This is a genomic window from Caulobacter sp. GW821-FHT10F06 (genome assembly GCF_058809215.1).
Genome location: NZ_JBXASK010000003.1, coordinates 533,253 through 546,724, shown reverse-complemented (window position 1 = coordinate 546,724; position 13,472 = coordinate 533,253). Strand labels below are relative to the sequence as shown.

Sequence of the window (13,472 nt, the reverse complement as noted above, 5' to 3'; positions counted from 1 at the left end):
GATGTCGCCCTCATCCTGGATCGCCGCCGTCGGCGCGCTGACCGTTCTGGCGTTCGGCGCAAGCGCCCAAGCTGCGGCTCCCGAGTTCAAGCCCAAGGCCTGCGCCAGCGATTTCAAGAGCATCGCCCAGAAGGTCGACTGCGGCGACCTGATCGTCGACGAGGCGCGCGGCAAGGCCGGCAGTCGCCGGATCAGCGTCGCCGTGGCCATCGTCCGCGCCTCAGAACTCAAGGCGGGGCTGCCGCCGGTGATCTTCCTGCACGGCGGTCCAGGCGGCGCGGCGGTCGCCAATGTGCCGCGCCTGATGCAGCGCCCGGCGGCCAAGGAGTATGTGGCGGTCGATCAGGACTGGATCTTCATCGATCAGCGCGGCGGCGGGCTGAGTGATCCGTCGCTGGACTGCCCCGGGACCCATCTGACCGACGCGGGGCCGCCATCCGACAAGGACGCCGACGGCATCGTCGCCTGCCTGAAGGCTTTCAAGGCCCAGGGCGTGGACCTGTCACGCTACAACGCCATCGAGGTGGCCCGTGACGTCCAGGACCTGCGCCGGGCGCTGAAGCTGGACAGGATCGACCTGTTCGGCGGCTCGTACGGCACGCGGATCGAGGCCGCCATCCAGGCCAACGCGCCGCAGGGCGTGCGAGCCGTGGTCCAGGACTCGCCCTGGCCGCCCGAGGCCGACTGGACGGTGGGCGGGCCGGAGATGGTGTCGGCTCGATCGACATCGTTATGGCCAAGTGCGCGGTCGTGGCCGAGTGCGCCAAGCGCTATCCGGATCTGAAGGCCAAGCTTTCCCTGGTGGCCGAACGCTGGCTGGCCGGTCCCCAGACGATCGGCGGCAAGGTCTATACGGCCGACGATCTGGGCGGCTACCTGATGGACGCCAGCTATTTCAACGCCGCCTATCTGCCGCGCGACCTGTGGAAGATCATCCAGGGCGATGTCGGGCCGGTCGAGGAGTTCGTGGGGGCTCGCGATTACTATCGCGAGGGCCAGTTCATGACCCATCTCTGCAAGGAGGAGCTGCCGTTCGAGTCGCGGGCGGCGGTGGCCAAGGGCGCGGGCAAGGATCCGGTGGCCCGGCTGATGGTGGTCTCGATGCAGCGCATGCACGACATGTGCAGGAAGATCGACGTCGGCCCGCCCGTGCCCAGCGAGCAGAAGCCGGTCAAGACCAGCATCCCGACCCTGTTCCTGGCCGCCGAGATTGATCCGGGCTGTCCGCCCGACCTGACCCGCGCCGCCGCCAAGGGCTATGCGGGAAGCCAGGTGGTTATCGTCACCAACGCCACCCATGGCGTGACCAGCCGCAGCCCCTGCGCCCGCAAGATGGTCCGGGCTTTCTTCCAGGACCCGAGCAAGCCGGTCGACCGCACCTGCCTGCCCGCCGCCGACCAGCCGATGACCTTCGTCTACGATTGAGGCGCGAGCAGCGTGTCGGCCAGCGCCGTCGCGTCCCAGGTTTCGGCGCGGGGCCCGAGGACCAGCGGCGCGCGGGTCTCGAAAGCCCGCAGCATGTCGGCGGTCTGGATGAGGTCGGGCGCGTCCTGGCTCTCGCTCATCACCATGGCGGCGACGGTCAGGCCTCTGGCGCGGATGACCTCCAGCGCCGTCAGGACGTGGCTGACCGTGCCGAGATAGGAACCGGCGACCAGCAGGATCGGCAGGTCGAGGGCGACCATCAGGTCGAGATTGGTGGCCGTGTCGGTCAAGGGCGACATCACCCCGCCGGCGCCTTCGATCAGCAGCAGGTCGTGATCGGGGCGCGCCAGGCGGTCCCGGCAATCGGCCGTCAGGTCGTCCAGGCTCAGAGTCTCTCCCTCCAGCCGCGCGGCCAGGTTCGGAGCCAGCGGCGCGAGATAGCGGCGGGGCGAGATGCGGGGCAGGGCGTCCGGCTCGCCCAATGCCACGGCCAGCCGGCCGGGATCGCTAGAGCCTGGATCGGCGGGATCGAAACCGCTGACCACGGGCTTGAAGGCGTCGACGGTGAGGCCGCGCGCCCGGACGGTCTGGATCAGGGCGCAGGCGACGTGGGTCTTGCCGATGTCGGTGCCGGTCCCGGCGACGAACAGGCTCTTCATGTGATGAGGCCTCGGACCAGATCGGCTAGCTGCATCACGTCGGCGTCGGTGTGGGCGGCGCTGAAGGCGATGCGCAGGCGGGCGGTGCCTTCGGGCACCGTCGGCGGGCGGATGGCGACGACCAGGAAGCCCTCGGTCTCCAGCTTGGCCGAGGCGGCCAGCGCGGCGTCGGCCGTGCCGATGATCACCGGCACGATCGGGCTCTGGGCCGGCGGCAGGCCCAGGGCGTCGGTGAAGGCGCGGGCCTTGGCTAGGGGCAGGGCGGTCAGGGCCGGCTGGCTCTCGATGATGTCCAGCGAGGCCAGGGCGGCGGCGGCCGAGGCGGGCGGCAGGCCGGTGGCGTAGACGACGGTGCGGGCCCGCGTCTTCAGCAGGTCGATCACCGCCTGCGAGCCGCAGAGATAGCCGCCATAGGAGCCCAGCGCCTTGGACAGGGTGCCCATCTGCAGCGGGATGTCGGCGTCCGGGAACAGCGCCGCCGAGCCTCGGCCCTCGGCCAGCACGCCGACCCCGTGGGCGTCGTCCGACAGCAGCCAGGCGTTGTGCTCGGCGCACAGGGTCGAGAGCCGGTCCAGCGGGGCGATGTCGCCATCCATCGAGAACACGCCGTCGGTGGCGACCAGGGCGTGGCGGGCCGAGGGGCGTTCGGCCTTCAACAGGCGTTCCAGGTCGGCGAGGTCGTTGTGCTTGAAGGCGAGGGTCTTGGCGCCCGACAGCTTGGCGCCGGCCCAGATGCAGGCATGGGCCAGTTCGTCGACCAGGATCAGGTCGCCCGGCCCCGCGAAGGTGGGAATGACGCCGGTATTGGCCAGATAGCCCGAGCCGAACACGCAGGCGGCTTCCGTGCCCTTCAGCCGCGCCAGGCGCTTTTCCAGGTCGCCCAGCAGCGGATGGTCGCCAGTGACCAGCCGCGAAGCTGCCGCGCCGGCCCCGTAGTTCAGGGCGGCTTCGGCGGCGGCGGCGCGGACGGCGGGGTGGTGCGACAGGTCCAGATAGTCGTTGCAGGAAAACGAGATCAGCCGCCGGCCGTCGCGCTCGACGACTGCGCCTTCCAGGCGGCGGGTCGGCTTCAGCGTGCGGCGCAGGCTCCTGGCGTCGAGGGCGGCCAGCTTGTCGCCGGCGAAGGCGTCGAGGCTCTGCATGCTGTTTCCCGTTTGCGAAGCTAGGGCGCAGGGCATAGGCAAGGCGCCCTTTAGACGCAACGCAGGATCGCCATGACCCCCGATTGGATGAGCGCCGGCGCGCCCCATGTCTGGCGGCCCTATTGCCAGATGAAGACCGCTCGCCCGCCGCTGCCGGTGGTGGCGACCCACGGCTCGCGGCTGGTGCTGGCCGATGGACGCGAGCTGGTCGACGGCCTGGCCTCGTGGTGGACGGCCTGTCACGGCTATAATCATCCGCATATCGCTGAGGCTCTGCGGGACCAGATCGAGCGGATGCCGCATGTGATGTTCGGCGGGCTGGCGCACGAGCCGGCCTATCGCCTGGCCAAGCGGTTGGCCGATCTGCTGCCCGGCGACCTGAACCATGCCTTCTTCGCCGAGTCGGGCTCGGTGGCGGTCGAGATCGCGATGAAGATGGCCCTGCAGTTTCACATCAATCGCGGCGTTTCGGGGCGGACCAAGTTCCTGTCGTTCCGTGGCGGCTATCATGGCGACACCCTGGCGACGATGACGGTCTGCGATCCGGAGGAGGGCATGCACAGCCTGTTCTCGGGCGTCATGCCGGCCCAGGTCATTGCCGACCTGCCGCGCGACGCCGAGGGCGAAGCGTCGCTGGACGCGCTGCTCGCCGAGCGGGGCGGGGAGATCGCCGCCATCCTGGTCGAGCCCCTGGTGCAGGGTGCGGGCGGCATGCTGCTGCACGGCCCCGACACGCTGCGGGCTCTGCGCCGCCTGGCCGACGCCCATGGCGTGCTGCTGATCTTCGACGAGATCTTCACCGGCTTTGGCCGCACCGGAGCGATGTTCGCCATGCAGGCGGCGGGGATCGAGCCCGACATCGTCACCCTGTCCAAGGCCCTGACCGGCGGGACCCTGCCGCTGTCGGCCGCGGTGGCCTCGACCCAGGTGTTCGCGGCCTTCCTGTCCGACGATCCCGGCGCGGCTCTGATGCACGGCCCGACCTATATGGCCAATCCGCTGGCTTGCGCGGCGGCCAATGCGTCGCTGGACCTGTTCGAGGACGGATCGTGGAAGGCCGACGTCGCACGGGTTTCGCGGGCGTTGAGTGAGGGACTGGAGCGCTGCCGCAAGGCCTCGGGCGTGGTCGATGTGCGGGTGCTGGGCGCGATCGGCGTGGTGGAGTTCGAGGGAGCTGTGGCGGTCGGCGACCTGTGCGCCCGGTTCGCGGAGGAGGGCGTCTGGATCCGGCCGATGGGCAAGGTCATCTATCTGACGCCAGCCTTCACGACGCCGGACGCCGACCTGGCGCTGCTGACACGGGCTGTCCGCAAGGTCGTCGGCGTCGATTGACCCGAAAGGCCGGGTCTGGTCCAAGCGGCCATGCCCGCCAATTCGCCCCTGACCGGTCTGGAACGTCTCGCCATCCTGGCGATCATCCTGACCTGGGGTCTGAACAACGCCGCCGCCAAGGTGGCCACGGCCTATCTGCCGCCGATGATGGTGGGCGGACTGCGGTTCGCCCTGGCGCTGCTGTTCCTGTTTCCCTTCATCAAGCCGCCGTTCCCGCAGCCGAAGAAGCTGATCGGCATCATGCTGCTGTCGGGGCCGATCCATTTTGGCCTGATCTATGTGGCGTTCGGCATGGGAAAGTCGCTGAGTCCGCTGGTGGTGGCCAGCCAGCTGTGGATCCCGTTCACGGCCGTCGCGGCCTGGAAGATGCTGGGCGAGACCATGCGCCCGGCGGCGGTGATCGGCCTGGTCATCGCCTTCGTCGGCGTGGCCTGGATGAGCCTTGACCCGCACGGCGCCCAGGATCTGCCGGCCACGGGCCTGATCGTGCTGTCCAGCGCCTGCTGGGCCGTGGCCACGATCCTGGTGCGCCAGACGCCGGGCGTGAAGCCGCTGAAGATGCAGGGCATGACCGCCGTGATCGCCGCCCCAGCCCTGATCGCCCTGTCGTTCGCCTTCGAGCCTCGGGTGGTCGAGCGGGTGACCACGGCGCCGGCCATCGCCTGGGCCTGCGTGGCCTTTGCCGGCGTGGTTTCGACCATCGGGGCCAGCGCCTTGCTGTTCTGGCTGGTGCAGCGGCGCGAGGCGGGCCGGGTGACGCCGTACTTCCTGCTGACCCCGCTGGTCTCGTGCACGATCGGCATCCTGTTCATGGGCGATCGATTGTCGCCGCAGCTGGTGATCGGCGGGGCCGCGACCATGGTCGGGGTGGCGCTAGTGGCGTTGACCGAGAAGCGGGCGGTGAAGGCGGAGGCGATGGCGGGGGAGACGGTTTAGTCCGTGGAGGACCCCCTCCGGCCCTCTGGGCCACCTCCCCCAAAGGGGGAGGATCTACGCCGCGCTAGATGCTCCCCCCTTGGGGGAGCTGTCGCGGAGCGACTGAGGGGGTCCTCACGGGCTCGCAACCTCGCGCTTTCGCTGCGATGGTGATGGGAAGGCGCGGAGCGTCCGGACGACGTCCGGATGTGAGTTAGATGAGTACCGTTTCGACGAAGCCGTCCGCTCCGCGTGACCGTTTTCCCTCTGGCCGGGGCGCGCGGGTCTGATTCAACCCTTTGCCCCACCCGGACTTCCCCTGCCTCGCGACGGACCCAGCCCTGGGGCTGCAAGCCACGTCGATTCCGGAGGGATCCGGAGCGGACCTTCGGACGGGCGGGGACCTTGGCCGATCCCCGATGGATGGGTTTACGTCCCCCATCCTCGCTCCCGCGCGATCACCCCTGACAGCCGCCTCAGTCGCCGGCCGGACGCCCTTCCCGTGCCGTCAGGTGGGATTGAGTATGCGGGTGGTTTGCGGCGCATCGGAAAGCGCGATGCGAGAAAGCTACAAGTCTTTGATTTCACGACGTTCGACCTGGCGAACATCGGGGATAGAGCGGGCTCTATCCCCGTGCTTCGGCCCGACGGACCCTTACTTCACCACGCCGCACGCGGTGCGCGCGCCGGCGCCGCCGATGGGCTGGGTCTTGTAGTCGTCGGGGCTGGCGTGGACGACGATGGTCGAGCCGTCGGCGTCGAGCAGGGCGGGCCGGCCGCCGGCGCCCTTCAGCGAGACCAGAGGCGAATAGAACTCGGCCGTGGCCGAGCCGTCGGCGCCGGCGAACAGGTTGGGCAGGTCGCCGTTGTCGTTGCCGGCCGGGTTCAGCAGGCCGTGGACCACGGCGGTTGTGGTGTGGACGTGGGCGCCGGCCGACTTGAAGTCCGGCGCGCCGCAGTCGCCCTTCTCGTGGAAGTGCAGGCCGTGCCAGCCCGGGGTCAGGCCCTTGGCCTCGACGCGTAGCAGCACGCCGTGCGGCGCTTCGGTCAGGGTGGCGGTTCCCAGCACCTTGCCGTCGCCGGCCTTGATCTCGGCGGTCGCGGTCTGGGCGTCGGCCGCCTGGGCGGAAGCGACGCCGACACAGGCGAGGCTGGCGATCGCGAGGGCGGTCGCGGCGAGGTGTGAGCGCATGGGAAATCCTTCAAAAACAAGCGGACGAGGGCCTCGCCTATCCCGGAAAGGTGGCGCCGACCCTGGGGGAATGCTAACAGTTTTAGACAGTTCCGTGTTCGATTCTGACGGCGAAAAATCCCCTTGAGCGACGATCAAATCACTACCCCTCCCGAAGGGCCGCGAGGGGATATCGCCCCGATCTTTATCGAGGACGAACTGCGTCGTTCGTATCTCGACTACGCGATGAGCGTGATCGTCAGCCGCGCCCTGCCGGACGCGCGCGATGGTCTGAAGCCTGTTCACCGCCGCGTGCTGTTTTCGATGCACGAACAAGGCCATACGCCCGACCGCGCCTATGTGAAGTCGGCCCGCGTGGTCGGTGACGTGATGGGTAAGTATCACCCGCACGGCGACGCCTCGATCTACTTCACCCTGGTGCGGATGACCCAGTCGTTCTCGATGGGCCTGATCCTGATCGACGGCCAGGGCAACTTCGGCTCGGTCGACGGCGATATGCCCGCCGCCATGCGGTACACGGAATGTCGGATGGCGCCCCCGGCGCTGTCCCTGCTGGCCGATCTGGACAAGGACACGGTCGACTTCCAGGACAATTACGACGGCAAGGAACAGGAGCCGACGGTCCTGCCGTCGCGGATTCCGAACCTGCTGGTCAACGGCGCGGGCGGCATCGCCGTCGGCATGGCCACCAACATCCCGCCGCACAATCTGGGCGAGGTCATCGACGCCTGTCTGGCGCTGATCGACGATCCGGAGATCGGCACCGAAGCCCTGCTCGACATCGTGCCTGGCCCCGACTTCCCGACCGGCGGCGAGATCATCGGCCGCAGCGGTCCGCGTCAGGCGCTGCTGACCGGCCGCGGCTCGGTGATCATGCGCGGTCTGGCGACGGTGGAAGAGATCCGCGCCGGCCGCGAAGCCATCATCATCACCGCCATTCCGTTCCAGGTGAACAAGGCCACCCTGGTCGAGCACATCGCCGAGCTGGTGCGTGACAAGAAGATCGAGGGCGTCAGCGACATCCGCGACGAGTCCAACCGCGACGGCATGCGCATCGTGGTCGAGCTGAAGCGTGACGCCTCGGGCGACGTGATCCTCAACCAGCTGTACCGCTTCACGGCTCTGCAAAGTTCGTTCGGCGTCAACATGCTGGCCCTGAACCGCAAGCGCCCCGAGCAGATGGGCCTGCACCAGCTGATCGACATCTTCGTGAAATTCCGCGAGGAGGTCGTGGTCCGGCGCACCAAGTTCGAGCTGGGCAAGGCGCGCGATCGCGGCCACGTCCTGGTTGGCCTGACCATCGCCGTCGCCAATATCGACGAGTTCATCCACATCATCCGCTCGTCCAAGGACCCGGCCGAGGCGCGCGAGCGTCTGGTGGCCAAGGCCTGGCCGGCCGGCGACATGCTGCCTCTGGTCGAGCTGATCGCCGATCCGCGCACGCTCCAGGAGGGCGGCGACCTGATCCGCCTGACCGACGAGCAGGCCCGCGCCATCCTGGCCCTGACCCTGTCGCGTCTGACCGGCCTGGGCCGCGAGGAAATCGGCAATGAGGCCCAGGCCCTGGCCGAAGCCATCCGCGGCTTCCTGGAGCTGCTGTCGGACCGCGCCAACATCATGGCCGTGGTCCGCGAGGAGCTGGTCGAGGTGCGCGAGAAGTTCGCCGTGCCGCGCCGCTGCCAGATCGTCGACGGCGACGCCGACGTGGAAGACGAAGACCTGATCGTCCGCGAGGACATGGTCATCACCGTGACCATGGGCGGCTACGTCAAGCGCACGCCGCTGGCCAACTACCGCACCCAGCACCGGGGCGGCAAAGGCAAGTCGGGCATGGCGACGAAGACGGAAGACGCGGTCACCCGCGTGTTCTCGGCCTCGACCCACGCGCCGCTGCTGTTCTTCACCTCGGGCGGCAAGGTCTACAAGCTGAAGGTCTGGAGGCTGCCGCTGGGCGCCGCCAACTCGCGCGGCAAGGCGTTCGTGAACCTGCTGCCGATCGAGCCGGGCGAAACGATCACCTCGATCCTGACCCTGCCGGAGGACGAGGCCACCTGGGGCGGCCTGGACGTGATGTTCTCGACCCGCTCGGGCAGCGTGCGTCGCAACAAGCTCAGCGACTTCGTGGACGTGCGCCGCAACGGCAAGATCGCCATGAAGCTGGACGAAGGCGACGGCATCGTCGGGGTCGGCGTCTGCGGCGCCGAGAACGACATCCTGCTGACCACGGCCGTGGGCCGCTGCATCCGCTTCTCGGCCGACGAGGTGCGGGTGTTCGCCAGCCGTGATTCGACCGGCGTGCGCGGCGTGCGCCTGGCCGAGGGCGACAGCGTGATCTCGATGGCCATCCTGCGCGGCGTCGACGCCACGCCGGCCGAGCGCGCGGCCTATCTGAAGCACTCGCGCGCCATGCTGCGCGCCGCCACCGGCGAAGAGGGCGACGACGCCCCGGCGCCGGAGGAGACCGACGAGGAGGTCGGTGAGGCCAGCCTGACGCCGGAACGCATCGCCGAGCTGGGCGCGGCCGAGGAGTTCATCCTCACCGTGTCGTCTGAAGGCTTCGGCAAACGCACCAGCGCCTATGATTATCGCCGCACCGGCCGGGGCGGGCAGGGCCTGACTGCTCAGGACCTGACCAAGCGCGGCGGCCGTCTGGCGGCCTCGTTCCCGGTCGAGGACAGCGACGAAATCCTGTTGGTGACAGACGCTGGACAATTGATACGTTGCCCCGTCGCGCAAATTCGTGTTGCAGCGCGGAATACTCAGGGCGTAACCGTCTTCCGCACCGCGAAGGACGAGCATGTCGTGAGCGTGGAGCGGTTGGCCGACGCCGGTGGCGGCGAGGCCGACGATCAGGGCGACGCAAGCGGGGCGGACGAGACCCCGTAAGGCGCCGGCAGGCAGGGGGTTGCATGAGGGTCGGCCTTTATCCCGGAACGTTTGATCCGGTCACCAACGGCCATCTCGACATCATCGGTCGAGCCGTAAAGCTGGTGGACAAGCTGGTGATCGGCGTGGCGATGAACATCGGCAAGGGGCCGTTGTTCTCGCTGGACGAGCGGGTGTCGATCCTCGAGCGGGAAACCGCGCACTTGACCAAGATCGCCCAGATCGAGGTGCGGCCGTTCGACAGCCTGCTGATGCACTTCGCCCGGGACGTGAACGCCCAGATGATCGTGCGCGGCCTGCGGGCCGTGGCCGACTTCGAATACGAATTCCAGATGACGGCCATGAACCAGCAGCTGGATCGCGAGATCGAGACGGTGTTCCTGATGGCCGACCCTCGGCACCAGGCGATCGCCTCCAAGCTGGTCAAGGAGATCGCGGCCCTGGGCGGCGACATCTCCAAGTTCGTGCCGCCGGGCGTGGCCGGTTTGCTGCTGGACAAGGTTCGCAAGCCCTCGCCGTGAAGCTGTCTCATTCCTAAGCTTCAACACGTCGGACTTGTCGCGGGGGCGTGGTCGTTCTACCCCGCCTGATCTTTCTGTTCGGGGACGTTTATGAAGCTCGCCTTTTCCGCCGCCGCCCTGGCTCTGCTCGCCACGGCCGCCGCCGCCCCCATCGCCTGGGGGCAGACGCCGGCGGCTGGTGACTGGCGCACGCCCGATCCCCAGAACGTCATTGTCGTCGAGACCAACAAGGGCCGGATCATCGCCGAGCTCAATCCCGAGGCCGCGCCGGCCCACGTCGAGCGCATCCGCGAACTGGTCCACGCCAACTTCTACGACGGCCTGACCTTCTTCCGGGTCATCGACAGCTTCATGGCCCAGACCGGCGACCCGCAGAACACCGGCACCGGCGGCAGCGACAAGCCCGACCTGAAGGCCGAGTTCACCTTCCGTCGCGGCCTGGACCTGCCGCTGGGCGCGTCGGCCAAGGTCGGCAACACCGAGACCGGCTTCGTCGGCGCCCTGCCGGTGACCAGCCAGCCCGCCGCCCTGGCGGTGATGACCGCCGACCACAAGCTGGCGGCCTATGGCAACTTCTGCCAGGGCGTGCTGGGCATGGCGCGCGCCAACGATCCCGACAGCGCCAACAGCCAGTTCTTCTTCATGCGCCAGCACTACCCGTCGCTGGACAAGACCTACACCGCGTTCGGCCGGGTGCTGTCGGGCCTGGAGGTGGTGCGGGCCATCAAGGTGGGCGAGCCGCCGACCGACCCGCAGGACAAGATGGTCACCGTCCGGCTGCTGGCCGATCTGCCGGCCGACAAGCGCCCGACGATCCAGGTGATGGACACCCGCGGCGCGGCCTTCGCCGCCTTGGTCGCCAAGCGCCGGACCGAGGTTGGCCCCAGCTTCGTCAATTGCGATGTCGACATTCCGGTGCAGGTGAAATGATCCAAACGCGCGCTGTCGCCCTGGCCCTGAGCATGGCCGCCCTGACGGGGCCGGCCTTCGCGGCGGCTCCCGTGGTTCCCAAGCCGACGGCGGCGGACTGGCGCACGCCGGCTCTCGACACCGTGATGGTGATCGACACCAACAAGGGCCGGGTGCTGGTCGAGCTCTTGCCGCTGGTCGCGCCCGGTCACGTGGCGCGGCTGCAGGAACTGACCAAGGCCGGCGTCTATGACGGCCGCACCTTCTTCCGGGTCATCGACCGCTTCATGGCCCAGACCGGCGATCCCAAGGACACCGGCGACGGCGGGACCGACAAGCCCAACCTGAAGGCCGAGTTCACCTTCCGCCGCACGGCCGAGACGCCGTTCGTGGCCGCCGCCGCGCCGGCGGGGTTGGAGGTGGGGCTGATCGGCTCGTTCCCGGTGGTCAGCCAGAACTGGTCCTGGCATGAGGTCACCACCGACGGGAAGGTCTCGGCCTGGGGCACCTACTGCCCGGGCGTGATCGGCATGGCCCGCGACGACGACAACAACTCGGCCAACAGCCAGTTCTTCCTGATGCGCCAGCCCTATCCGTCGCTGGACAAGCGCTACACCGCGTTCGGCCGGGTGATCAGCGGTCTCGACGCCGTGCGCGCCATCAAGACCGGCGAGCCGGTGGCCGCGCCGCAGGACAAGATGGAAAAGGTGCGCCTGCTGTCCGACATCCCCGAGGCCGAGCGTCCGAAAATCCGGGTCATCGATCCCAAGGGGCCGTGGTTCGCGGCGGAGATCCGTCGCCAGCGCGCGGCCAAGGGCGCGGACTTTTCGGTCTGCGACCTGCAGATTCCCGTCGAGATCGACTGACCGCGTCTCCATTTCCGGGTGAGCGCAGGTTCACAGGCAGGGGGAAAGCGCGCTAGAAGCGCCATCACCTTTTGACATCCAAGGGATGACCATGGCGGCCGACCTCGAAAACACCCTGATCCTGACCCTCGAAAGCGGGCCGGTCACGATCCAGTTGCGCCCCGACCTGGCTCCTGGCCACGTGGACCGCATCAAGGAACTGGTCCGCGAGGGCTTCTACGACGGCGTGGTGTTCCACCGCGTGATCCCGGGCTTCATGGCCCAGGGCGGCGATCCGTCCGGCACCGGCCGCGGCGGCAGCGACAAGCCCGACATCAAGGCCGAGTTCTCCAAAGAGCCGCACGTGCGCGGCGTCTGCTCGATGGCCCGCACGCCCGATCCGAACTCGGCCAACAGCCAGTTCTTCATCGTCTTCGACGACGCCACCTTCCTCGACGGCCAGTACACCGTGTGGGGCCAGGTGACCGAAGGCATGGAACATGTCGACGCGCTGCCCAAGGGCGAGCCGCCGCGCGAACCGGGCAAGATCGTCAGCGCCAAGATCGCCGCCGACGCCTGATACGGCTTGAGCTGAATACGAGAACGGCCCCGGAGCGATCCGGGGCCGTTTTTTCTTTGCGCTAGTCCCGCCTCAACTTGACGATGACCGGGCGGTGATCCGAGCCGAGGGCGGGGCCGCGCTCGACGCTGACGGTCTTCCAGGCCTTGCCCGCATAGACTTGGTCGATCGGCAGGAAGGGCGCCGGCGCGTTGGCCAGGCGGGAGAACTTACCCGATGGCCAGGAGGCGAGGGCGCGGGTGCGTCGCTCCAGGCCGAAGGCCTTGTCCTGGCGCTTCATCGTGAACGACCAGGGCGTGGAGTTGAAATCGCCAGTAACGATGGTGGTGGTCTTGTCGAAGCGGGCGATGGCGTCGGTCATCCGCTTGCTCTGCTGCTGCTGCGGACCCGCCGGCACGGGCCAGACATAGTGGACGCCGGCGACGGTGAAGGGCCCCTTGGGATCGGCGAGTGTGGCCCAGGCGCCAGGCAGCTCGCGGCCTTCCTCGTACAGGCCGGCGCGGGCGATCATGCGCTTCTTGCTGAAGATGTAGGTGTCGCAGGACCGCTTGCCGGCGCAGGAGACGTTGAACGGATAATAGGCTTTCAGCGCCTGGACCACCGGCCAGGTCCGACCACCGCCTTCGACGAGGATGACCACATCGGCGTCTTGGGCGAGCAGCCAGCGGGTGGTCTTTTCGGGCGTCCGGTTGTCATGCCAGACGTTGAATTGAATGACCTTCAGGTCGTCCGGCTTGGGAGGCAGGCGCCGTGAACCCGCCGCGGCGAGCAGGTCAGGGCCCATCAGGACCATGCAGCTGACGATCGCGATCAGGCCAAGGGCCACCATCGCCTTGCGTTCGTCGCCACGAGCAAAGATCCCGCCCATGAGCGCGGCTGCGATGCCCATCCCGGCCCATAGGGGCGCGAAGTGGGTGAAGCCGTCCAGTCGATCGCTGAACGCACCGCCGAGACAGGCCAAGGCCACCGCCGCCCCGACGAGGCCGAGCATCAGCGCGGTGCCGCGGAACATCAGACTCAGGAGGCGAAGGAGCAGATCCATGTCCTGCCCATAGCATGTCAAAGC

10 protein-coding genes and 2 pseudogenes are annotated in these 13,472 nt (G+C 68.4%); 8 read left to right on the top strand and 4 right to left on the bottom strand.

Annotation, left to right across the window (positions count from 1 at the left end; translation table 11 throughout):
- Position 1 precedes the first annotated feature (1 nt).
- Positions 2 to 1,425, top strand: a pseudogene (locus AC1RUS_RS08855) (alpha/beta hydrolase).
- Here AC1RUS_RS08855 and bioD read toward each other — a convergent pair.
- Positions 1,416 to 2,084, bottom strand: coding sequence for a dethiobiotin synthase (gene bioD / locus AC1RUS_RS08850; RefSeq protein ID WP_492915080.1), 669 nt, complete (start codon positions 2,082 to 2,084; stop codon positions 1,416 to 1,418). The pseudogene AC1RUS_RS08855 and the gene bioD overlap by 10 nt on opposite strands.
- Complete coding sequence (gene bioF, locus AC1RUS_RS08845; RefSeq protein ID WP_492915078.1) at positions 2,081 to 3,226, bottom strand: 8-amino-7-oxononanoate synthase; 1,146 nt, start codon at positions 3,224 to 3,226, stop codon at positions 2,081 to 2,083. The genes bioD and bioF overlap by 4 nt, the downstream gene beginning before the upstream one ends.
- Positions 3,227 to 3,298: 72 nt before the next feature.
- Here bioF and AC1RUS_RS08840 point away from each other — a divergent pair, with 72 nt between their 5' ends.
- Positions 3,299 to 4,558 (top strand): adenosylmethionine--8-amino-7-oxononanoate transaminase, encoded by a 1,260-nt coding sequence (locus AC1RUS_RS08840; RefSeq protein WP_492915076.1) that lies wholly within the window; start codon positions 3,299 to 3,301, stop codon positions 4,556 to 4,558.
- Positions 4,555 to 5,494: pseudogene (locus tag AC1RUS_RS08835) on the top strand (DMT family transporter). Before AC1RUS_RS08840 ends, AC1RUS_RS08835 begins: the two are co-directional and overlap by 4 nt.
- Positions 5,495 to 6,128: 634 nt before the next feature.
- Here AC1RUS_RS08835 and sodC read toward each other — a convergent pair.
- Complete coding sequence (gene sodC, locus AC1RUS_RS08830) at positions 6,129 to 6,665, bottom strand: superoxide dismutase[Cu-Zn] (protein WP_492915074.1); 537 nt, start codon at positions 6,663 to 6,665, stop codon at positions 6,129 to 6,131.
- A gap of 123 nt (positions 6,666 to 6,788) precedes the next feature.
- On the opposite strand from sodC, the gene gyrA reads away from it, so the two are divergent.
- The 5 genes from gyrA (at position 6,789) to AC1RUS_RS08805 (ending at position 12,406) form a co-directional block, all read left to right on the top strand.
- The gene (gyrA, locus tag AC1RUS_RS08825) at positions 6,789 to 9,551 is read left to right on the top strand and encodes a DNA gyrase subunit A (protein ID WP_492915072.1); all 2,763 of its coding nucleotides are present in this window, start codon (positions 6,789 to 6,791) and stop codon (positions 9,549 to 9,551) included.
- 23 nt (positions 9,552 to 9,574) lie between these two features.
- Complete coding sequence (gene coaD, locus AC1RUS_RS08820; protein ID WP_492915070.1) at positions 9,575 to 10,072, top strand: pantetheine-phosphate adenylyltransferase; 498 nt, start codon at positions 9,575 to 9,577, stop codon at positions 10,070 to 10,072.
- 90 nt (positions 10,073 to 10,162) lie between these two features.
- Positions 10,163 to 11,002 carry a peptidylprolyl isomerase gene (locus tag AC1RUS_RS08815; protein WP_492915068.1) on the top strand — a complete coding sequence of 280 codons (840 nt, stop codon included), beginning with the start codon at positions 10,163 to 10,165 and terminating at the stop codon, positions 11,000 to 11,002.
- Between the two features lie 32 nt (positions 11,003 to 11,034).
- Positions 11,035 to 11,847: a peptidylprolyl isomerase gene (locus AC1RUS_RS08810; RefSeq protein WP_492915312.1), complete on the top strand. Its 813-nt coding sequence runs from the start codon at positions 11,035 to 11,037 to the stop codon at positions 11,845 to 11,847.
- A 91-nt stretch (positions 11,848 to 11,938) separates the two neighbouring features.
- On the top strand, positions 11,939 to 12,406 hold the full coding sequence (locus AC1RUS_RS08805; RefSeq protein WP_492915066.1) for a peptidylprolyl isomerase: 468 nt from the start codon (positions 11,939 to 11,941) through the stop codon (positions 12,404 to 12,406).
- Positions 12,407 to 12,467: 61 nt separating this feature from the next.
- On the opposite strand, the gene AC1RUS_RS08800 is transcribed toward AC1RUS_RS08805, so the two are convergent.
- Entirely contained in the window at positions 12,468 to 13,448 is a 981-nt protein-coding gene (locus AC1RUS_RS08800; protein ID WP_492915064.1) for an endonuclease/exonuclease/phosphatase family protein, read from the bottom strand.
- Between the last annotated feature and the right edge of the window lie 24 nt (positions 13,449 to 13,472).

Excerpts from the sequence above, each read along its gene's own strand:
- bioD (WP_492915080.1), bottom strand. The coding sequence starts at position 2,084 with ATGAAGAGCCTGTTCGTCGCCGGGACCGGCACCGACATCGGCAAGACC.
- bioF (WP_492915078.1), bottom strand. The coding sequence starts at position 3,226 with ATGCAGAGCCTCGACGCCTTCGCCGGCGACAAGCTGGCCGCCCTCGAC.
- AC1RUS_RS08840 (WP_492915076.1), top strand. The coding sequence starts at position 3,299 with ATGACCCCCGATTGGATGAGCGCCGGCGCGCCCCATGTCTGGCGGCCC.
- sodC (WP_492915074.1), bottom strand. The coding sequence starts at position 6,665 with ATGCGCTCACACCTCGCCGCGACCGCCCTCGCGATCGCCAGCCTCGCC.
- coaD (WP_492915070.1), top strand. The coding sequence starts at position 9,575 with ATGAGGGTCGGCCTTTATCCCGGAACGTTTGATCCGGTCACCAACGGC.
- AC1RUS_RS08815 (WP_492915068.1), top strand. The coding sequence starts at position 10,163 with ATGAAGCTCGCCTTTTCCGCCGCCGCCCTGGCTCTGCTCGCCACGGCC.
- AC1RUS_RS08810 (WP_492915312.1), top strand. The coding sequence starts at position 11,035 with ATGGCCGCCCTGACGGGGCCGGCCTTCGCGGCGGCTCCCGTGGTTCCC.
- AC1RUS_RS08805 (WP_492915066.1), top strand. The coding sequence starts at position 11,939 with ATGGCGGCCGACCTCGAAAACACCCTGATCCTGACCCTCGAAAGCGGG.
- AC1RUS_RS08800 (WP_492915064.1), bottom strand. The coding sequence starts at position 13,448 with ATGGATCTGCTCCTTCGCCTCCTGAGTCTGATGTTCCGCGGCACCGCG.